Annotated in this window: 22 protein-coding genes; 14 read left to right on the top strand and 8 right to left on the bottom strand. The window is 63.4% G+C overall.

Going from position 1 to position 17,585, the window contains the following annotated elements:
- Positions 1–82 precede the first annotated feature (82 nt).
- The 9 genes from J2R78_RS28880 to J2R78_RS28920 all read left to right on the top strand — a co-directional run bounded on the left by J2R78_RS28880 (position 83) and on the right by J2R78_RS28920 (position 7,655).
- Positions 83–985, top strand: coding sequence for a branched-chain amino acid ABC transporter permease (locus tag J2R78_RS28880; RefSeq protein WP_076834117.1), 903 nt, complete (start codon positions 83–85; stop codon positions 983–985).
- On the top strand, positions 982–2,010 hold the full coding sequence (locus tag J2R78_RS28885; protein WP_253607720.1) for a branched-chain amino acid ABC transporter permease: 1,029 nt from the start codon (positions 982–984) through the stop codon (positions 2,008–2,010). The genes J2R78_RS28880 and J2R78_RS28885 overlap by 4 nt, the downstream gene beginning before the upstream one ends.
- Positions 2,007–2,786, top strand: a complete 780-nt coding sequence (locus J2R78_RS28890; RefSeq protein WP_253607721.1) for an SDR family NAD(P)-dependent oxidoreductase — start codon at positions 2,007–2,009, stop codon at positions 2,784–2,786. Before J2R78_RS28885 ends, J2R78_RS28890 begins: the two co-directional genes overlap by 4 nt.
- Positions 2,787–2,788: 2 nt before the next feature.
- Complete coding sequence (locus J2R78_RS28895; protein ID WP_076834112.1) at positions 2,789–3,547, top strand: ABC transporter ATP-binding protein; 759 nt, start codon at positions 2,789–2,791, stop codon at positions 3,545–3,547.
- Complete coding sequence (locus J2R78_RS28900; RefSeq protein WP_075968245.1) at positions 3,544–4,260, top strand: ABC transporter ATP-binding protein; 717 nt, start codon at positions 3,544–3,546, stop codon at positions 4,258–4,260. Before J2R78_RS28895 ends, J2R78_RS28900 begins: the two co-directional genes overlap by 4 nt.
- A gap of 88 nt (positions 4,261–4,348) precedes the next feature.
- Positions 4,349–5,548, top strand: coding sequence for a CaiB/BaiF CoA-transferase family protein (locus J2R78_RS28905; protein ID WP_253607722.1), 1,200 nt, complete (start codon positions 4,349–4,351; stop codon positions 5,546–5,548).
- 16 nt (positions 5,549–5,564) lie between these two features.
- On the top strand, positions 5,565–6,341 hold the full coding sequence (locus J2R78_RS28910) for an enoyl-CoA hydratase/isomerase family protein (protein ID WP_018272841.1): 777 nt from the start codon (positions 5,565–5,567) through the stop codon (positions 6,339–6,341).
- Positions 6,342–6,797 (top strand): MaoC family dehydratase, encoded by a 456-nt coding sequence (locus J2R78_RS28915; RefSeq protein ID WP_016847346.1) that lies wholly within the window; start codon positions 6,342–6,344, stop codon positions 6,795–6,797.
- A 3-nt stretch (positions 6,798–6,800) separates the two neighbouring features.
- Positions 6,801–7,655: a CoA ester lyase gene (locus J2R78_RS28920; RefSeq protein WP_050383900.1), complete on the top strand. Its 855-nt coding sequence runs from the start codon at positions 6,801–6,803 to the stop codon at positions 7,653–7,655.
- Between the two features lie 84 nt (positions 7,656–7,739).
- On the opposite strand, the gene J2R78_RS28925 is transcribed toward J2R78_RS28920, so the two are convergent.
- The 3 genes from J2R78_RS28925 to J2R78_RS28935 form a co-directional block, all read right to left on the bottom strand.
- The gene (locus J2R78_RS28925) at positions 7,740–8,891 is read right to left on the bottom strand and encodes an OpgC domain-containing protein (protein WP_253607723.1); all 1,152 of its coding nucleotides are present in this window, start codon (positions 8,889–8,891) and stop codon (positions 7,740–7,742) included.
- Positions 8,892–9,055: 164 nt separating this feature from the next.
- Positions 9,056–9,331, bottom strand: a complete 276-nt coding sequence (locus tag J2R78_RS28930; protein WP_168856034.1) for a hypothetical protein — start codon at positions 9,329–9,331, stop codon at positions 9,056–9,058.
- A gap of 162 nt (positions 9,332–9,493) precedes the next feature.
- Entirely contained in the window at positions 9,494–10,132 is a 639-nt protein-coding gene (locus tag J2R78_RS28935; RefSeq protein ID WP_141339796.1) for an XRE family transcriptional regulator, read from the bottom strand.
- A gap of 129 nt (positions 10,133–10,261) precedes the next feature.
- Between J2R78_RS28935 and J2R78_RS28940 the strand changes: the two genes are divergently transcribed.
- From J2R78_RS28940 to J2R78_RS28955, 4 genes are all read left to right on the top strand, one after another.
- Positions 10,262–10,498 carry a GcrA family cell cycle regulator gene (locus J2R78_RS28940; RefSeq protein WP_253607724.1) on the top strand — a complete coding sequence of 79 codons (237 nt, stop codon included), beginning with the start codon at positions 10,262–10,264 and terminating at the stop codon, positions 10,496–10,498.
- A 380-nt stretch (positions 10,499–10,878) separates the two neighbouring features.
- Entirely contained in the window at positions 10,879–11,454 is a 576-nt protein-coding gene (locus J2R78_RS28945; RefSeq protein WP_253607725.1) for a hypothetical protein, read from the top strand.
- 354 nt (positions 11,455–11,808) lie between these two features.
- Entirely contained in the window at positions 11,809–12,231 is a 423-nt protein-coding gene (locus tag J2R78_RS28950) for a GFA family protein (protein ID WP_026193083.1), read from the top strand.
- A 291-nt stretch (positions 12,232–12,522) separates the two neighbouring features.
- Positions 12,523–13,785 carry a CaiB/BaiF CoA-transferase family protein gene (locus tag J2R78_RS28955; protein WP_253609938.1) on the top strand — a complete coding sequence of 421 codons (1,263 nt, stop codon included), beginning with the start codon at positions 12,523–12,525 and terminating at the stop codon, positions 13,783–13,785.
- Between the two features lie 248 nt (positions 13,786–14,033).
- On the opposite strand, the gene J2R78_RS28960 is transcribed toward J2R78_RS28955, so the two are convergent.
- Entirely contained in the window at positions 14,034–14,219 is a 186-nt protein-coding gene (locus J2R78_RS28960; RefSeq protein WP_016847356.1) for a hypothetical protein, read from the bottom strand.
- A gap of 25 nt (positions 14,220–14,244) precedes the next feature.
- Here J2R78_RS28960 and J2R78_RS28965 point away from each other — a divergent pair, with 25 nt between their 5' ends.
- Entirely contained in the window at positions 14,245–14,427 is a 183-nt protein-coding gene (locus J2R78_RS28965; protein WP_168856031.1) for a hypothetical protein, read from the top strand.
- A 25-nt stretch (positions 14,428–14,452) separates the two neighbouring features.
- Here J2R78_RS28965 and J2R78_RS28970 read toward each other — a convergent pair whose 3' ends face one another.
- The 4 genes from J2R78_RS28970 to J2R78_RS28985 are packed head-to-tail and all read right to left on the bottom strand — an operon-like array spanning position 14,453 to position 17,577.
- Positions 14,453–14,773, bottom strand: a complete 321-nt coding sequence (locus J2R78_RS28970; RefSeq protein WP_253589728.1) for a cupin domain-containing protein — start codon at positions 14,771–14,773, stop codon at positions 14,453–14,455.
- Positions 14,770–15,510, bottom strand: a complete 741-nt coding sequence (locus J2R78_RS28975; protein ID WP_253607726.1) for a YqcI/YcgG family protein — start codon at positions 15,508–15,510, stop codon at positions 14,770–14,772. Before J2R78_RS28975 ends, J2R78_RS28970 begins: the two co-directional genes overlap by 4 nt.
- 40 nt (positions 15,511–15,550) lie before the next feature.
- Positions 15,551–16,843, bottom strand: a complete 1,293-nt coding sequence (locus J2R78_RS28980) for an MFS transporter (RefSeq protein WP_225645893.1) — start codon at positions 16,841–16,843, stop codon at positions 15,551–15,553.
- On the bottom strand, positions 16,843–17,577 hold the full coding sequence (locus J2R78_RS28985; protein WP_253607727.1) for a hypothetical protein: 735 nt from the start codon (positions 17,575–17,577) through the stop codon (positions 16,843–16,845). The genes J2R78_RS28980 and J2R78_RS28985 overlap by 1 nt, the downstream gene beginning before the upstream one ends.
- Between the last annotated feature and the right edge of the window lie 8 nt (positions 17,578–17,585).

Consider the following 17,585-nt stretch of genomic DNA (forward strand, 5'->3'; position numbering starts at 1 on the left):
AGGTGGCAATCTGCTGCCTTCGCCTCGCATCTGATGTTTGTCGCGCGCCGACGTTGCGGCCCGCCGTGATGGATGATTTTCCGTGGACCTCGACGCGCTCGCCAGTTGCCTCGCCAGCCCTGCCTGCCTGGTGACGCAAACCACCAGCGGCCTGATCATCGGCATGCTGCTGTTCCTTGTCGCCGTTGGGCTGACGCTGATCTTCGGCGTGCTCAAGGTGGTCAATTTCAGCCACGGCGCCTTCTATATGTTCGGCGCCTACTTCGCGATGACGGCCTATCAGCTCACCGGCAGCTTCGCGCTGGCGATGCTGAGCGGCGCCGTCGGCACCGCGATCCTCGGCCTGATCTTCGAGCGCGTGTTCATGAGCCGGGTTTACGGCCGCGACGTCTTGATGCAGCTCCTGGTCTGCTACGCCTTTGTGCTGATCTTCGACGATGTCGTCCGCATGATCTGGGGGCCTGAGTTCAAGTCGATGGGCATGCCGGCCGCGTTCCAGGTGCCGCCGCTGTTCATCGCCGGCGGCGTGGTGCCGCCATATTATCTGCTCTTGATCGGGGTGGCGCTCGCCGCGGCGGTTGTTCTCGGCCTGGGGCTGGCGCGCTCCAGGATCGGCAAGGTGATCCGTGCGGCTGCGCATAATCCCGGAATGGTCTCGGCGCTGGGGATCAATACCGGGCTGATCTATGGCGGCGTATTTGCGCTTGGCGGCATGCTGGCGGGACTGGCAGGAGCGCTTGCCGCGCCGGTGCGCTCGCTGACACCAGGCATGGGCTTCTCGGTGCTGATCGAGTCCTTCATCGTCACCGTGATCGGCGGCATGGGTTCGATCCTCGGCGCGTTGATCGGCGCGCTTTTGATCGGCCTGATCCGCTCCTTCGGATCGCTCGGCTTCCCGCTGTTCACCGAGGGCTTGATGTATCTGTTCATGGTGGTCGTGCTGGTGTCGCGTCCGAGCGGGCTGTTCGGCAAGGAGGTCGCATGACCGAATTGCAGGCCGGGCAGGGCACGCAGCCCCTCGATGTTGCCCGGATCGACGCCAGGCCGCAGCGTTACCGCGATGTGCTGATCGCGCTCGCGGCCTTTGTCCTGCTCGCGCTGCTGCCGTTCATCTTCGGCAGCAAGCAGCTGCTCGACTTTGTGATCCGCTGCGCAGCCTACGGATTGTTCGCGACGTCGCTCAACCTTCTGGTCGGCTACACCGGTTTGATCTCGTTCGGCCACGGCATGTTCTTCGGCCTCGGTGCCTATGGTTTCGGGCTGATGATGCAGAAGACCGGCGTGCCGATCCCGGTGGCCTTCGTCGCCACGCTGGCGATGACCCTGGTCGTTGCCGTCGTCATCGGCGCGATCTGCGTGCGGCTGAAGGAGATCTATTTCGCCTTCGTCACGCTGGCATTCCAGATGCTGATTCACTCGACCATCCTGTCGTGGCAGTCGCTGACCGGCGGCGACCAGGGCCTGCGCGGCGGGATCCCGAGGCCGCTGTTTCTCGGCATCGATCTGTCGAATCATCTACATCTCTACATCACGAGCTGCGCCCTGCTGGTGATCGGCCTGCTGCTCATGCGCCAGATCGCGCAATCGCCGTTCGGCTACACGCTGCGCATGATCCGCGACAACGCCACGCGGGCGAGCTTCATCGGCATCGATGTCTGGCGCGCCAAGCTGACGATCTTTGTGCTCGCCGCGCTGTTCGCGGCAACCGGCGGCATCATCATGGCGCTGTTCGTCTCCGGCGCCTATCCCGAGTTCGCCTATTGGACGATCTCGGGCGAGGGCATCTTCATCAACATGCTCGGGGGCGTGACAACCTTCCTCGGACCGATGGTCGGTACGGTGCTGCTGCTGATCCTCAACGATACCGTTACCCGCCTGACCGAGTATCACGGCATCGTGCTCGGCATTGTGATCCTGTTCTTTGCCATCGGCCTGCGAAAGGGCCTGATGGACTTTGTCGTCGAATGGTTCGCGCAGCGTCGCGGAGAAGCCGGGGAGCGCGCGCCATGAGTGCACAGACGCGGATCAGCGTCGTAACCGGCGGCGCCAGCGGCATCGGCGCGGCGTGCGTGCGTGAGCTCGCAGCGGCTGGCGATCTCGTCGCCGTTCTCGACCGCGATCTTGCCAAGGCGCAGACGATTGCGGCGGAAGTCGGTGGCAAGGCGTTTGCGGCCGACGTGGCGGACGAGCGCAGCGTCGAGGCCTGTGCGGCCGCGATCGAGCGCGACTGCGGCCCGGTCGCGGTGCTGGTCAACAGCGCCGGCATCATCCAGGTGCCGGTCCGGCCGCACGAGCTGCCGATGACCTCCTGGGACGACGTCGTGCGCGTCGACCAGCGCGGGACCTATGTCGCCTGCGTTGCCTTTGCGCGGCAGATGATCGCGCGCAAGCGCGGCAGCATCCTCAACATCGCCTCGATTGCCGGCATGCGCTCGATGCCGCTGCATGCCTATGCGCCCGCCAAGGCGGCGGTGATCGCCATCACCGAATGCCTCGCGGCCGAATGGGGGCCGTCCGGCATCCGCGTCAATGCCGTGTCCCCTGGCTATACGCTGACGCCGGCGCTGAAGAATGCCATCGATCGAGGGGAGCGGGATGTCTCGGCGTTGGCTGCCAATGCAGCACTTCGCCGCCTTGTTGACCCCTCGGAGATCGGCCGCGTCGTCGCATTCCTGGCCTCCGACGCGGCCTCCGCGATGACCGGCGCCAACGTGCCGGTCGATTGCGGCTGGCTTGCCGGCACATCGTGGAGCACGTACGGCGGTCTACGGGAGGCGAGTGGCTAGCCATGCTGGAGATTCGCGGACTCTCGAAATCCTTTGGCGGCGTCAAGGCGACCGACAACGTCTCGCTCGACTTCGCCGATGGTTCGCTCACCGCCGTGATCGGCCCCAACGGCGCCGGCAAGAGCACATTCTTCAACCTGATCACGGGCGCGCTGCAGCCTGATGCCGGGCAGATCTTGCTCAACGGCGTCGACATGGCGGGCAAGGCCCCGCCGGAGATCGTGCGCCATGGCATCGGCCGCGCCTTCCAGGTCGCGAGCATATTCCCGTCGCTGACGGTGGAGGAGACGATGCTCGCTGCAGTCTGCGCCGATCAGCGCCGCGCCGGCGTGATGCATCGCCGGTTTCCGCTGGCCGAGACGCGCGACCGCGCCGAGCATACGATGGAGCTGCTCGGCCTCGCCGGGAAGCGCAACCGGACCGCGGCGACGCTGTCGCATGGCGACCAGAAGCTGCTCGATATCGCGCTCGCGCTGGTGCTCGAGCCCAAGGTGCTGCTGCTCGACGAGCCGACCGCGGGCATGGGTACCGAGGAGCGCTGGCGCATGATCGACAAGGTGCGCGAGCTCTGGGAGAAGCAGAAGATCACCGTCGTGTTCATCGAGCACGACATGGACATCGTGTTCAAGATCGCGCCCCAAATCGTCGTGCTGTGCTACGGCCGGATCCTGGCGACCGGGACGCCGGACGCGATCCGCAGGAACGATGCCGTGATCGAGGCCTATCTCGGCAGCGACGACCACGCGGGAGCGGTGGCATGAGCGCGCAGCCGGTGGTGCAGGTCGAGGACCTCGACGTCTATTACGGTACCAGCCAGATCCTGTTCGGCGTCGGCCTGTCGGTGCGGCAGGGCGAGACCATGGCGCTGCTCGGCCGCAACGGCGCCGGCAAGTCGACCACCATGAAGGCCATCATGGGGCTGGCGCCGGCGCACCGCGGCAGGGTGACCCTGCGCGGCCAGGTGGTCTCGGGAATGCGGCCGCATCACATCGCGCGGGCCGGGCTCGGCTTCGTGCCGGAAGACCGCCAGATCTTTCCCGAGCATACCGTCGAGGACAATCTCGTCATCGGCCAGAAGAAGGGGCCTGATGGCGAGGACGAGTGGTCGATCCGCCGCGTCTATGATGTGTTCCCGCTGCTCGAGCCGCTGCGGCACCGGATCGCCGGAAGGCTGTCCGGCGGCGAGCAGCAAATGCTGGCGATCGCCCGCACGCTGATGGGCAATCCGGTTCTGCTGCTGCTGGATGAGCCGAGCGAGGGGCTGGCGCCGATCATCGTGCAGCGCATCGGCGAGCTGCTGCGGCAGCTCCGCGGAACCGGTGCCACAGTATTGATCGCCGAGCAGAACATGCATTTTTGCCTTGGCCTTGCGAGCCACGCGACGGTTATCGACAAGGGACAGATCGTCTACACATCCTCCATCGAAGAGCTGAAGGCCAACGACAACATCCGGCAGCGCTATCTGGCGCTGTAGGGCATGATCCGGAAAAAAGCGACAAGCGCGTAGCGGTTGCGCGGGGATCATGCCCAAAGGACAGGGCTCTTTCGACATGGGAGGACAAATGGCGGGCAAGCTGTCGCCGACGCATGAAGCGCCGTATCGCGGGCTGAAGGTCCTCGATTTCGGGCAGGGGATTGCCTCGCCCTATTGCGCGATGCTGCTTGGGGTCTACGGCGCCGACGTCATCAAGGTCGAACCGCCGGAGGGCGACTGGTCGCGCTATCTCGGCACGACCTACGGCAATCACACGACGCTGTCGGCGGTCTACAACCGCGGCAAGCGCAGCCTGTGCCTCGACATGAAGCACAAGGATGGGATCGCGATCGCGCAGCGGCTGTCGCGCGAGGCCGACGTGCTCATCGAAGGATTTCGTCCCGGCGTCGCGGAGCGGCTCGGGCTCGGCTACGAGGGCCTGTCGCGCGACAATCGCGCCCTGGTCTATCTGTCGGTCAGCGGCTTCGGGCAGAGCGGCCCGTACGCCAAGCGGCCCGGCTCGGATTCGGTGGCGCAGGCGTTCTCGGGGCTGGTCTCGGTCAATCTCGGCGCCGATGGCGTGCCGCATCGGGTCGGCACCACGATTTCCGACGTCGTCACCGGCGTCTATGCGTTCCAGGCCATCGCCACGACGCTATTCGCGCGTGCGACCGTCGGCACCGGCCGCTGGATCGACGTCAATCTCTGCCAGTCGACGTCGGCGCTGCTCGGCCACAAGGTGGCGGAGTTCATCCTCGAGGGCGGCGCGCCGCGCGCGCTGAACGTTCCGGCCGGCACCTACCAGACCCAGGACGGCTGGATGATGGTCACCCTGGTGAACGAGCCGCAATACAAGCGGCTGTGCGGTGCGATCGGCCGTGAGGATCTCGCCGCCGATCCGCGTTTTGCCGACTTCGCCCGGCGCGCCGACGCGGCCGACGCGCTGATCCCGCAATTGCGCGAGGTGTTCCTGACCCAGGCGACGGATGCCTGGCTGACCCGGCTGCATGCGGCAGATATCATCGCCGAGCGGATCCTCGATCCCGGCGAATGGCTGCGCAATGTCCATGTCGAGGCGACCAGGGCATCGGTGCGCCAGGACACACCCGGCGTCGGCGCGGTCTACACGCCACGCACGCCGGGGATCGCGAGCCTGTCCGAGGATCACCTTTGCCCCGCGCCTGACGTCGGGCAGGATAGCCGCGCCGTGCTGACGGAGGCCGGCTTCGGTTCCGCCGAGATCGATGGCCTGCTGCTCTCGGGCGCGGTGCGGCAGACCAAGAGCTAACGGGAGGCAATACATCATGAGCACCGACCTCGTTCGTTACTCGGTCACCGACCAGATTGCGGAGATCGTGCTGGATCGCGCGCCGGTCAACGCACTCAGCATTCCCCTGATCGACGCGCTGCTGGCGGCGCTGGCGAAAGCGCGCGACGACGACGCGGTGCGTGCCGTCATCATCAGCAGCGCTCACAAGGTGTTTTGCGCCGGCCTCGATCTCGACATCGTCAGGGGCAAGCCCGCGATCGAGACCAAGACGTTCCTCGAGCGGCTGTATTTCGCGCTGAACGATACGCAGTACCGCATGGGCAAGCCGACGATTGCGGCGATCGATGGCGCGGTGCGCGCCGGCGGCATGACGATCGCGATCTCCTGCGACATGATCGTCGCGGGCGACGGCTCGACCTTCGGCTATCCCGAGATCGATGTCGGCCTGATCCCGGCGATCCATTTCGTGCAGTTGCCGCGGCTGGTCGGTAAGCACCAGGCGTTCGGCCCGCTGTTCCTTGGCGAGCCCTTCGATGCCGCGACCGCCTTTCGCATGGGCCTGCTCAGCGAGGTGGTGCCGAAGGGCACCGCGCTCGCGCGCGCCCGCGAGATCGCACGCAAGCTCGCGGCGAAATCGCCGATCGTGATGAAGATCGGCCGCGACGCCTTCATGCGTGCGGTCGATGCCGATTTCCGCCGCTCGGTGGAGAACACGGCGGAAAGCTTCGTTGTGGTCGCATCGACGGAAGATTGCCAGGAAGGGCTGAATGCGTTCGTCGAGAAGCGGGCGCCCAACTACAAGGGACGGTAAATGGCTGGATTGTATTTCGAGGAGTTCGAGATCGGACAGGAATTCCATCACGAGTTCAGCCGCACCGTGACCGAGATGGACAACACCATGTTCAGCCTTCTGACCATGAACCCGCAGCCATTGCATATCGACGCGCATTTCTCCGAGAAGACCGAGTTCGGCCAGCGGCTGTTCAACAGCCTCTATACGCTCGGCATCATGATCGGCATGAGCGTGTACGATACGACGCTGGGAACGACCGTCGGCAATCTCGGCATGACCGACGTCAAGTTCCCGAAGCCGGTGTTCCATGGCGATACGCTGAAGGCGCACACCAGGATCATCGGCAAGCGCGCCAGCAAGTCGCGGCCGACCCAGGGCATCGTCGAGTTCGAGCACACCATGACCAACCAGCGCGGCGAGGTGGTGGCGAGCTGCCGCCGGACCGGCCTGATGCACTGCAAGCCGAAGGCGTAAGCGATGCGATCGTTCCTGTTCGTTCCCGGCGACAGCACCCGGAAATATGAAAGCGCGAAGAAGACCGCAGCCGATGCGCTGATCCTCGACCTCGAGGATTCCATCGCGCCGGACCAGAAGGTGGTTGCGCGGGGCATCACGCGCCAGATGCTCGATGCGCGCAATCCGGAGCAGAAGCTTTATATCCGCGTCAACGCGCTCGACACCGATCTGACGCTCGGCGATCTCGCCGCCGTGATGCCCGGCAAACCCGATGGAATCGTGCTGCCGAAATGCGCCGGTGCCGCCGACGTCAACCGGCTCGCACTCTATCTTGACGCATTCGAGGCGGCCTCTGATATCGCGCAGGGCACCACCCGGATCGTGACGGTCGCGACCGAGACGGCGCGGGCGGTGCTGAAAATCCTCGATTTCGAGAACATGAGCCCGCGGCTATGGGGCATGATGTGGGGCGCGGAGGATCTCGCAGCCTCGCTCGGGGCAACGCGCAATCGCAGCGATGGCCGCTATCACTCGCCCTTCATCCTGGCGCGCGATCTCTGCCTGATCGGCGCGGCCGCCGCCGGCGTCGTCGCGATCGACACCATCGCGACCGACATCAACGATCTCGATGCCTTGAAGGCCGAGGCGGTCGCCGCACGCCAGGATGGCTTCCTCGCCAAAGCCGTGATCCATCCCAAGCATGTCGACGTCGTCAACGCGGCCTTCATGCCGACGGATGAGGAGATTGCATGGTCGGAGCGGGTGATCGCCGCGTTCGCCAATAACCCGTCGGGGGTCGCCAAGATGGACGGCAAGATGCTGGACAAGCCGCATCTGCGCGCCGCCGAGAAGATCCTGGCGTCGCGCAGGAAATAGTCGGGGAGGCGGGCCGATACCGCCATGTTGCGCGATAGTGAGGCGCGGCTGCGGCGGTCGCTGGCGATCGACTAACCGCAGGAATCAGGAATGAGCGACGGCCGACTTGCCGTCCTGCTGCTTTGACCACGAGACGTAGTAGGCGACGGCCGTCATCGCCGCGATACCGGCGATGCTGACCGCGACCTGCCTTGCCAGTGAGTATGGGCCCGTAATCAGGATCAGGTGCGCAGCGAAGGAGAGGAAGACGCCTGCACAGAACACGGCGAGCCATTCCTCGCCGCACTTGATGATCGGCTGCAAGGCGGGAGATCGCAGGTATTCCCAATCGCGCGGCACCAGCCACGTGAACAGGAACGTCAGGACCAGGAAGTGCAGGATGCGATGAGGCGCGATCTCCTCCCGGTCGTTTGGCAGCAGCATATCGCTCAGCCCGCTCGGCATCATTTGCGCGAGCGCCGGGATATCGCTGCTCGAGATGATCGTCAGGGCGAACAGCAGATACAGCAACGCCATGGCGCGCAGCGCGGGAGCAGCCTGCATCGCGCGGATCGCGGGCGCATATCGCGCGCCGATCAGCGCGAGCCAGCCGCCCATCACGAACAGCAATTGCCAGCAGAACGGATTGAGGTACCAGTCTCCATACGGATATGACGACAGGTTCCAGTTGAGCAGCCGGCCGGCCGCATAGAGGGTCACGGATGCGACGACCGTCGCGTTCGGCACGTACAACAGCCCGAACACGATGATGGGCTGGAACGCCATCAAGGCAATGGTGAGTTGCAGCACGTCGAGATTGAGCGGCTTGGCCTGCAGGAACAGGCCGTAGATCAACGTCCGGATCGGGTGATCGATGAAGCCGGTGATGTTGAACTCGCTGATGATCTCCGGCGCCGCGGTCCGGGTAGCGACATAGCTGATGAACTCGACATAGATCACGAATAGAACGATATAGGCAGCATAGAGCTGCCATACGCGCTTGAAGATGCGGGTCGCGGCCACCAGGAATCCGCGTTCCAGCGTCATCCTGGCGTATATGAGCGTCACTGCGTAGCCGCCGACGAATACAAAAAGGTCGGTTGCGCCGCTGAAGCCGAAGTTGCGCATGGTCAGCGCGCCGACGACGTTGTGCGGAATATGGTCCAGAAACAGAAACCAGTTTGCGATGCCAAGCAGCAGCGCGATCCTGAGATCGCCATCGGCTTTCGCGATCTCGGCGTTTGTTGTCGAAGTCATCTGAAGCTGAAATTTGCCGGCCCGAGAAACGAATCGCTAATCTAGAGGGAACCCGCGCCTGGTCCGAATAGACTTTGCGTGAACCCTATCTAGTCCGTTTCGGGTTCCGGCCAAGTGGCTGGCTCAAGAAAGATCACGTTTTCGCAATCAACTCGTGAGCGGTGTCAGACCGGTTCGTGTTTGCGCAGGTCGCGGGTGTGATCCAGCGTATTGGCTTGCAGGTTCGCGCCGGTCACGGGGAGCTCCGGCAGGGCGGCCTCGGCCAGCAGGTCGTCCGTCACATCCTCGACCGAACGCTCGGCAATCTCGTGAATGAAGCTGATGTTCGTATATTCGCCCGAGGCGATTCGTGAGACGACGTCGCGTCGTGTCATTTTGGGATCGACGATCGCCTCGCGGCCACGGCGGCCATAGTCGATCATCACGACGAAATACTGCATTGCCTGATCGTTCGATGTTCTGACTGTTATTGCGCATTATTTCCGATAATCGGAAGTATGTCAAGGGTGAATTGTTGAAAACCGAAATTCAGGCATGCATGGCCGGACCGATTCGGTCCGAAGGCGTCCGAATCGGTTCGGCCGGTCCCTGAAGCGGCGCGGTTACTTCTCGGACGATCGCCCGCCCTGCGTCCGGGCAGATTTGCGACTCTTCGCCCCCGACTTGCCGCGCAGCCTTTCGATCTGGCCGCGAGGCAGGGTGACGCAGATTTCGCCGATCCATTCGAGCTTTACGCCGTTGATCGGCTTGGCATTAAAGCTCTTGAGGTTGACGGTGCCCGACGAACTGCCGCGTTCGATCGTCTTCAGATATCGCTCGCCGCTCTTCAGCCGGACCGCAGCTTCCTCTCCGTAGAAGCTCGACAGCGGATAGCGCTGCTCGCGATACACCACGATGACGTCGCCGTTCTCGTATTTCGGCAGCATCGAATCGCCCGAGACCTCGAAAGCGACGGTCTCCTCCGTCATCGGGAACGGAAGCTCGATTTCGCCGAGACCCTCCGGCGGGACCTGCTCCAGCTCCGGCTGGATCGAGGCGCCGGCGCCGACCCGGCCCACGATCGGCACCGAATTCAGCTCCAAATACTCCATGATCGGGGCAATCTCGGATGCCTTGATCAACCTTATTCCCGACAGGATTTCGGAGACCGCCCCGGCCCGAACCCCCATCGCGCGGGCAAGCCCGCCTTTGCTCTTCCCAGTCTTTTCCAGTGCTCGTTCGATCAGTGCCGCGTCCAGCATGTTTCATCCTTTCCCAAACTCGAAGGCACTATATCCGTTACGATTATCAGAAACAAGCTTGACTTTTTTTCTTCTGAATATCGGAAGGTGTGCGAGGCGCCGGCGGAATGACAGAAATGGGAATTTGGAATGGAAATGATGAACTGGCTGCCGGAGCATTCGGCAGCCCTGCAGGATCTCCACGCCCGCGGCTTGTCCTATTCGGAAATCGCTGACACGATCAACGCTACCTTCAATACGGCCTATACGCGCAACGCGGCGCTCAGCCGAGCGCAGCGCATGGGGTTGGCGGGCCTCGAAAGGCCCGAGCCGTCCCTGCCGGGCTCCGAAGGATCAGGCGGCTGCGTGAAGGGCGCGCCGAACTGACGCCGGATCTGCTTCGCGAGCCAAAGATCTTCACTGAAACGGTGGAGATGCCGCAGCTTCGTTGCGCGGCGGTCGTGCCGCGGCATCTTTCGCTGCTCGACCTCAAGCCCGGAGACTGCCGCTATCCCTATGGCGGGATAGCGACGGCGAGACCATTACCTTCTGCGGTCATCCGTGCCGGTCGGGCTTGAGCTACTGCACACCGCATTTTCACCTGAGTCGCGATCCTGAGGCCACGAGGCCGGTATTGAGCGCCGACTAGCTTCAAGCCATCGGGGCCGGTTGAGGCAATTCATCACCTGACCGACGGACATTGGTCCGCAACTGCGATCGCGCGGAAGCCTCCGCGCGCCCATCATCAGACATTTTGGAGGTTACCAATGCCGCGAGCCAAGCGCCGGAAGCCGTACGATCCCGCCGGAGCGCACGATCGACGTGCCCAGGATCTGCCGGTTAATGCCGAGGTGGCGACCGTCGACGTCGACGATCCCCTTGCGCTCGAGCCAGGCGAGAAGATCGTTGCTTTTCGCTCGATCCGCAACGATCCGCTCGGCCGGTTGCACGCGCACCGCCAGATCGACGATACGCAATATCGGAGTGGCCGGGCGTTCCAAAACGACTGGCAAAAGGCCGAGCGCGGGCCGCGCGCGGTGGATACGACGCGCGAATTCGTCGATCGCGGCCTGCGATGCAAGCCGATCACCGAGGGGCGGCGCCAGACGACGCTGCGCCTCAATCGCGCCGAGCATGAACTCGGCGCCGACGGTTCGGCGCCACTGCACGATGTCCTGATTCTCGGCATGACCATGGAGCAGGTTGGACAGCGGCGCCGACTGTGTACGCAGCGCTGGCAGGACTATTTTGCGCGGCGTCTCAAGGAATGCTTGGATCGGCTGGCGCTGATGTACGGGCTTGCGACGGCAAGCAGGGTTCCGCTGAAGGACCATCAACGCTGATCTGACGTGATTGCTGACGTGCCGGTTTGCCGCGCAGGAATCCGGCGCGGTAGCCCTCATCGCATGACTGTGCCTTGCCTCACACTGAACTCCTTCCTTGTGTGCGGTCGGGATTGGCCCGGCCAAGGCTGTGAAGATGGTCGACAGCGGCGCGGACTCTCATGTAACTTCCGTCGCGTCGACGACCTGCCTGCATTCGAGGCCTCGCGCGGGGAAGGGTCTGGTACGTCCACGCAAGGGAGTTCGCCGCGGCTACGCACTGTCTACATCTTCTCTGCATCACGAACACCACGAGCAACGTGGATCGATGCCGACGCTGAGCCCAATCAAAATAACCCAAGGGAGAACCGACCGATGAATCACACTGGAAACTGCTTTTGTGGCGCCGTCGAACTCAAGGTGAGCGGAGAGCCTGAGGCAATGGGCTATTGCCACTGCCGTTCATGCCGCTCCTGGTCCGGTGGTCCGGTGAATGCGTTCAGCCTCTGGAAGCCCGAGGCGGTCGAGGTCACCAAGGGCGCCGACCACATCGCGACGTTCGAGAAGACCGCGATGAGCCAGCGCAAATATTGCACAAAGTGCGGCGGTCACCTGATGACCAACCACCCGACGCTCGGGCTCGTCGACGTGTTCACCGCAACGATCCCGACGCTGAAATTCAGCCCAGGCGTTCACGTCAACTATTCCGAGGCAGTGCTGCAGATACGCGACGGCCTGCCGAAGTTGAAGGATTTTCCGGCTGAGTTCGGCGGCTCCGGCGAAATGATCGCCGAATAGCTCGAAGGCTCCCCATCACGAAAGCGGGCGGCGGCGTGCCGCCACCCGCCTGCGTATGGGCTCCGCGCCCCACAAATCGGTATCCGGCAGGCTTGCTTCGCATGCGAGGCGTCCGACCATGTCGGCGGCCGCCGGGTCGTCTTTGGCCATCGACAGCCATGTCGGACGAAGGTCCCGCCCTGCAAAATCCGGGTTTGGTTTTGCTGACGAGCTTCCGCTAAAAGGCGAGCAGTGCCGGTCTTGGCAGGGACCGTCGTATTTCGCCTGATAAAATAACAGAGGAAGCGTCAGATCATGACCAGACCAGAATTGCCGGGGCGCACGCCGCGCGGGGAGGGAGTTCCGACGGCGCTCGACGGCCTGCTGGTCGTCGACTTCACCCGCGTCGTGGCCGGCCCGGCCTGCACGCAAACGCTGGCCGACTTCGGGGCCGAAGTCATCAAGATCGAGAATCCGGACGGCGGTGATGACACGCGCGCCTATGAGCACGCCGAAATCGGCGGGGAGAGCGCGGCGTATCTGAGCCTCAACCGCAACAAGCGCGGCATTGCGCTCGATTTCAACAATCCGGCCGCGCTCGAGGTGGCGCGCGCGTTGATTGCCAAGGCCGACGTCGTGGTCGAGAATTTCTCCGGCGGCGTGATGAAGAAATTCGGTCTCGATTATGCGTCGGTGGCGCCGACCAACCCGCGGCTGATTTATTGCTCGATCTCCGCCTACGGCCGCAAAGGCGATTTCGCGCTGCGCCCGGGCTTCGACCCGATCACGCAGGCCGAAAGCGGCTTCATGTCGCTCAACGGCTTTCCGGATGGCGAGCCGGTGCGCACCGGGCCGCCGATCGTCGACATGGCGACGGGCATGTCGGCCTGCAACGCCATTCTGCTGGCGCTGATTGCGCGCGATCGGCTCGGTCGCGGTCAGCAGGTCGAGGTCGCATTGATCGACACAGCGGTGTCTATGACCGGCTTCTACGGCATGGCCTATCTCATCAATGGCAACAATCCCGGCCGCTTCGGCAACTCTCCGAACGGTTCGCCGACCGTCGGCGTCTACCGGGCCTCCGATGGTCCGCTCTACATGGCCTGCGCCAATGACCGGCTGTATCGCCGGCTCGTCACCGACGTGCTGGATCGCCCGGATCTCATCACCGATCCCGAGTTTGCTCACCGCAAGGCGCGCACGGCTAACAAGGAGAAGCTGCGCGCGATCATTGCCAGCGTGTTTGCGGGCGACACGCTCGAGAACTGGATGGCGAAGATGAAGAAGGCCAACATTCCGGTTGGCTATCTGCGGACGGTCGAGGAGGGGTTCAACGCGCCCGAGGTGCGCGACCGGCATCGCCTGAGCAGGATTGCGCATCCAACCGCCGGCTTGGTTCCGAACATCGAGTCGCCGGTCAATATGAGCCTGACGCCGTCCGTTGATCCTGTTGCTGCCCCGCTGCTCGGTCAGCATACGAAGGACGTGTTGAGCAAGACGCTCGGCTACGACGATCGGCGCATCGCCGCGCTGGCCGAGGCCGGCGCGTTCGGCAAGGCAGGCAACACCGGCTAGGGCCTTTTCCGTTCCGATGGAATCGGAATGGGGCTCTGGCTTCTAGTTTGACGCGTTTCCTTGACACGAACCGGTATCCGCTTCGCTCGAAAACGCTCCAGCGTGCTCAGCCTGCACAAAAGATCAACTATTCGCAAAACAACCTGACAGCAGGCGAGAGGAAAGCCTCTCGCCTGGCGAGATGTCTTTCAGGCGTCGCAGGCCCCGGCGCGTCGCCGGCGGCCTTGAAGCTGGTCCGTTTCGGGAACTCAGTTCGGCTTGCTGCGCAAGTTGTTCCTTGGCATACTTTCAACTTCTTCGGGTTCCGCCCGATCAATCTCGAGGCGTGCCATCCGGAGGATGAGGGTTGCCGTGGTCAGGCCGAGGCGTTCGGCCTCTTGTGCTGCGGTGTCGACCTTCTGGGCCAAGCCTTCACGTTTACCTGGGTATGCCATTCGTAATCCTCACTTAAGGTGCGAGATGAAAAATCCCACATACGTTGCGGAGCTGCAGAAGAAGCTCGGAGCTCCATCGAGCGAAACACTGGAAAGCCTGCGACTGTTGAAGGCTTTCCTTCGACTTGCGCCCGACCAGCGTTCCGAGGTCATCGAGCTGATCGAACGTTTGGCGGTTGAGCCGCCGCGCGATCCCTCACTGTCCTGAGGTGCTCGCAAATCTTTCCTGTGCGTCAGCTGTTCATTGGCTTGGCGGGCGCTTGCGTCGCGATCACGTAGATCGCGCCGCCCTCGAGCGCTTCGGATTGGTGACGGGTGCCGGCTGGCAGCAGGATGGTGTCGCCGGCGCCGACCACCCGCTCGCCGCCATCCCAGATGAAGTTCAGCCGGCCGCTGACGATCATCAGGATCTCGTCGACCGGATGGGTATGGAACTGATGCACCTTGCCGGCCGCATCATGCTGCAGCTCGACCGAGCCCTGGGCCGGGAGCAGGTTCAGGATCTCCGGGGCGATGGCAAATTCAGTCTTCGTGCCTGCGATGATCTGGGTCATGCTGCCTGCTCCTTGTTCGCGATCGGTTGAGCCTTGTTCTGCGCGAGCTTGGCGAAGGGGCAGCCCGAGCTCGCATGGTTGTCGTCGTGCAGGAAGTACTGCAGATACTCGCGGCCGTCGGTTGCGCCGTAGCGGCCAAGAAGCGGAGAGGGGCTTGCGCTGTCGTACGGGATCAGGCGCTTGCGCACCTCCGCGAACGCGGCGTTCGCGGCCTTCTCCGTCCCGAGGATCTTGTCGAACACCCAGCGCGGCTGGAACGTGAGCATGAAGGCGCTGGACCGGCGGCTCTGCCGCATCACATGCGCGGGCGTCGTGCAGACCACGAAGATCGGCTCGCCCGCAAACGAGAACTCCCACATCGGATGGTCGATCTGTTCCGGAATCTCTGATGGCCACGGGTTCTTGTCCAGCCGCGCGAGCTGATCGAGCGTCAGCCACATCTTGCGATAATAGGCATCGAGCGTCTGCACCGGGCGGGGCCGCGTGAACACGATCAACGAGGTGTTGGGACCGAACGAGCGCGCCTGCGAGACATATTGCCCGAGTTGCTCGCCCAGCACCGCCACGTCATATGGATCGAGGAAAAGGTAGCGGAGCTGATCCTGGCGATGTCCGGTCACGCCGAACACGCAAGGGAACGGCCTTGCCTCGCTGCTCATCTGCGCTTCAAACTCGGAGAACATCACGCTCTGCCAGCTGCTGACCGGAAAGTTTGACGTGACTTCGCCTTTTCTCAAGAACAAGCGCTCCATAACACCCCCTACACTCATAACGACACTAACGAGCTATCAACTTGCTTCTCATCAAGAGCGGTCCGGCAATGCCCGGCAGCGACATGAGAAGCAGAATGACAATCAAGGCGCTGTAGCCGCCGTCGCCGATCGCGGCCGTGTTGTGTACGGCGTCGGTCCCCGAGGCGTTGCTGGCGGCGAGCATCGCGAAGCCGATGATGGGCTGCGAGATGCCGGCGAAGATTCCGGCGGCTGTGGTGTTCACGGATGCGCCCACACCGATCAGATCGGCGGTGTAGAGCTTCTTGACGCATTTCAGCACCAGCGGGACGGTGCCGCCAGCGACGAGCCCCAAGGCAGTGAACACGACGGTGACGTAGGCGAGACCAAATGTCTGGGCGATCGGCGGCAGCAGCATCGCGATCAGCAGCATGCGCAGCACGCAAATGCCGATCAGCGCGCGCTCAAGCGCCGCCGCGGCGCGATCGGCGGCGTGACCCAGGAAGATCGAGCCGAGCGCATTGCCGATCATGAAGGCGAGCAGGGGCGTGCCGGCCGCCGTCGGGGAGATGTGGAAGAAGTGCGCGACCATCGGAATGCCCCAGACGCCCGACAGCGTCGTCACCACCGCGAAGTGCGACGCAAACGTCATTGCGCAACCCCAGTTCGCGACATGGGCCAGCGATTGCCGCGCGGCGATCACCACGCCCTTCAGCGTCTTGTTGCTGTGCGAGGCCGGATCTGGCTTGAGCGCGAGCTTGGCGAAAGCCAGGTTGGCCAACCCAATGCAGGCGATGAACAGGAAGCAGGCCCGCCAGCCGAACCCTGAGACCGCAGCTGCAAGCGGCGTGGTCGCGATCACGCCCCCGACATAGCCGGAGACCTGCGAGATGCCCGACATCATGCCGAACCGCTCATCCGCGAAGCTCTGTGCCACGAGCTTCAGGAGTGCGGTGAAGACCAGCGCATCGCCGCAGGCGACGATCAGGCGCGCAACAAAAACGTCGAGCAGGTTCGGTGCTAGCGCGAACGCGGCGCTGCCGAGCGAGGAGGCGATCATGCTGACGAGAACGACGCGCTTGACGCCGTAACGGTCGACCAGAAGGCCTGCCGGAATCTGCATCAAGGTGTAGCCCCAGAAGTAGCTTGAGGCGAGCATCGCAACGCCGGCCGCGTCGGTGTTGAAGTCGTGCATGAAGCTGAGGCTGACCGACTGCGGCGATACGCGCTGCAGGAAGGCGATGGCGTAGGCGATGGCCACCGCCGTCCACGCGAGATAGGCGCGATCGGTGAAGCGCGACGTCGGGGCATAAACAGCTTGTTGTCCGAGCATCGACATCACACCCTCGCGTAACCCACCGAGAAAAGGGCATCCGCAGAATTCGGAATCTTCCGCGATATCGCGGCATCGACCAGCGACGCGGTGCCATGATAGGCCTGCCGATGGTGCTTAATGTGGCCGTAAGCGCCGCGCATGATCATGTCGGGCAGTTCGAGCGGCTTGCCCGGATAGAGCGAGGTGCACATCTCGATACAGGCCGCCTGCAGGGCGAGATCCTGCGTATTGTCGAGCAAAGATGGAGTCACTTTTTCGCAAATCTTAGCGTTCGCTGCCCAGACGATCGGGTTGCGGGTTCGCCAGCCGTAGAGCACGTTGCCCTCGGCTCTCGCGGCGGCGCCGGAGCATTTCAGGACTTCCGATGTGAAGAAGCCGTAGAAGCCGCGGCCCTGGTGCGCCGGGAGCACTTCCGTGCCGCTGCGATAGATTCCAAGTCCGGCCGACATCTCCAGGATGCGGTAGACCGAGAAGGCAATGAGGCCGGACCGATCGTAGACAAGGATCAGGCTATACTTCTTGTCGAAGGGCGAGGAGGTTGTTGTCCAGTGCGGCTCGGTGGCCTGCCAGTTGACGGCAATGATGCCGTTCATGGCGTCCATCAGCGGCTGACGGTCGCACGCTTCGACCCGGGAGGCATCGGGTAGACTGTAGATCGCGTAATCCGTCCAAGGCGATTTGATCGCCTCGTATCCGCTGCCCAGACTTCGCGGCATGGCAGAACTCCAGAATTCCAATGCGAGCT

Source organism: Bradyrhizobium sp. USDA 4538 (assembly GCF_024171045.1).
Classification (GTDB): domain Bacteria; phylum Pseudomonadota; class Alphaproteobacteria; order Rhizobiales; family Xanthobacteraceae; genus Bradyrhizobium; species Bradyrhizobium australafricanum.

Bases quoted from the DNA above. Each gene is read 5' to 3' on its own strand.
- J2R78_RS28885 (WP_253607720.1), top strand. From the start codon at position 982: ATGACCGAATTGCAGGCCGGGCAGGGCACGCAGCCCCTCGATGTTGCC.
- J2R78_RS28890 (WP_253607721.1), top strand. From the start codon at position 2,007: ATGAGTGCACAGACGCGGATCAGCGTCGTAACCGGCGGCGCCAGCGGC.
- J2R78_RS28895 (WP_076834112.1), top strand. From the start codon at position 2,789: ATGCTGGAGATTCGCGGACTCTCGAAATCCTTTGGCGGCGTCAAGGCG.
- J2R78_RS28900 (WP_075968245.1), top strand. From the start codon at position 3,544: ATGAGCGCGCAGCCGGTGGTGCAGGTCGAGGACCTCGACGTCTATTAC.
- J2R78_RS28905 (WP_253607722.1), top strand. From the start codon at position 4,349: ATGGCGGGCAAGCTGTCGCCGACGCATGAAGCGCCGTATCGCGGGCTG.
- J2R78_RS28910 (WP_018272841.1), top strand. From the start codon at position 5,565: ATGAGCACCGACCTCGTTCGTTACTCGGTCACCGACCAGATTGCGGAG.
- J2R78_RS28915 (WP_016847346.1), top strand. From the start codon at position 6,342: ATGGCTGGATTGTATTTCGAGGAGTTCGAGATCGGACAGGAATTCCAT.
- J2R78_RS28920 (WP_050383900.1), top strand. From the start codon at position 6,801: ATGCGATCGTTCCTGTTCGTTCCCGGCGACAGCACCCGGAAATATGAA.
- J2R78_RS28925 (WP_253607723.1), bottom strand. From the start codon at position 8,891: ATGACTTCGACAACAAACGCCGAGATCGCGAAAGCCGATGGCGATCTC.
- J2R78_RS28930 (WP_168856034.1), bottom strand. From the start codon at position 9,331: ATGCAGTATTTCGTCGTGATGATCGACTATGGCCGCCGTGGCCGCGAG.
- J2R78_RS28935 (WP_141339796.1), bottom strand. From the start codon at position 10,132: ATGCTGGACGCGGCACTGATCGAACGAGCACTGGAAAAGACTGGGAAG.
- J2R78_RS28940 (WP_253607724.1), top strand. From the start codon at position 10,262: ATGGAAATGATGAACTGGCTGCCGGAGCATTCGGCAGCCCTGCAGGAT.
- J2R78_RS28945 (WP_253607725.1), top strand. From the start codon at position 10,879: ATGCCGCGAGCCAAGCGCCGGAAGCCGTACGATCCCGCCGGAGCGCAC.
- J2R78_RS28950 (WP_026193083.1), top strand. From the start codon at position 11,809: ATGAATCACACTGGAAACTGCTTTTGTGGCGCCGTCGAACTCAAGGTG.
- J2R78_RS28960 (WP_016847356.1), bottom strand. From the start codon at position 14,219: ATGGCATACCCAGGTAAACGTGAAGGCTTGGCCCAGAAGGTCGACACC.
- J2R78_RS28965 (WP_168856031.1), top strand. From the start codon at position 14,245: ATGAAAAATCCCACATACGTTGCGGAGCTGCAGAAGAAGCTCGGAGCT.
- J2R78_RS28970 (WP_253589728.1), bottom strand. From the start codon at position 14,773: ATGACCCAGATCATCGCAGGCACGAAGACTGAATTTGCCATCGCCCCG.
- J2R78_RS28980 (WP_225645893.1), bottom strand. From the start codon at position 16,843: ATGTCGATGCTCGGACAACAAGCTGTTTATGCCCCGACGTCGCGCTTC.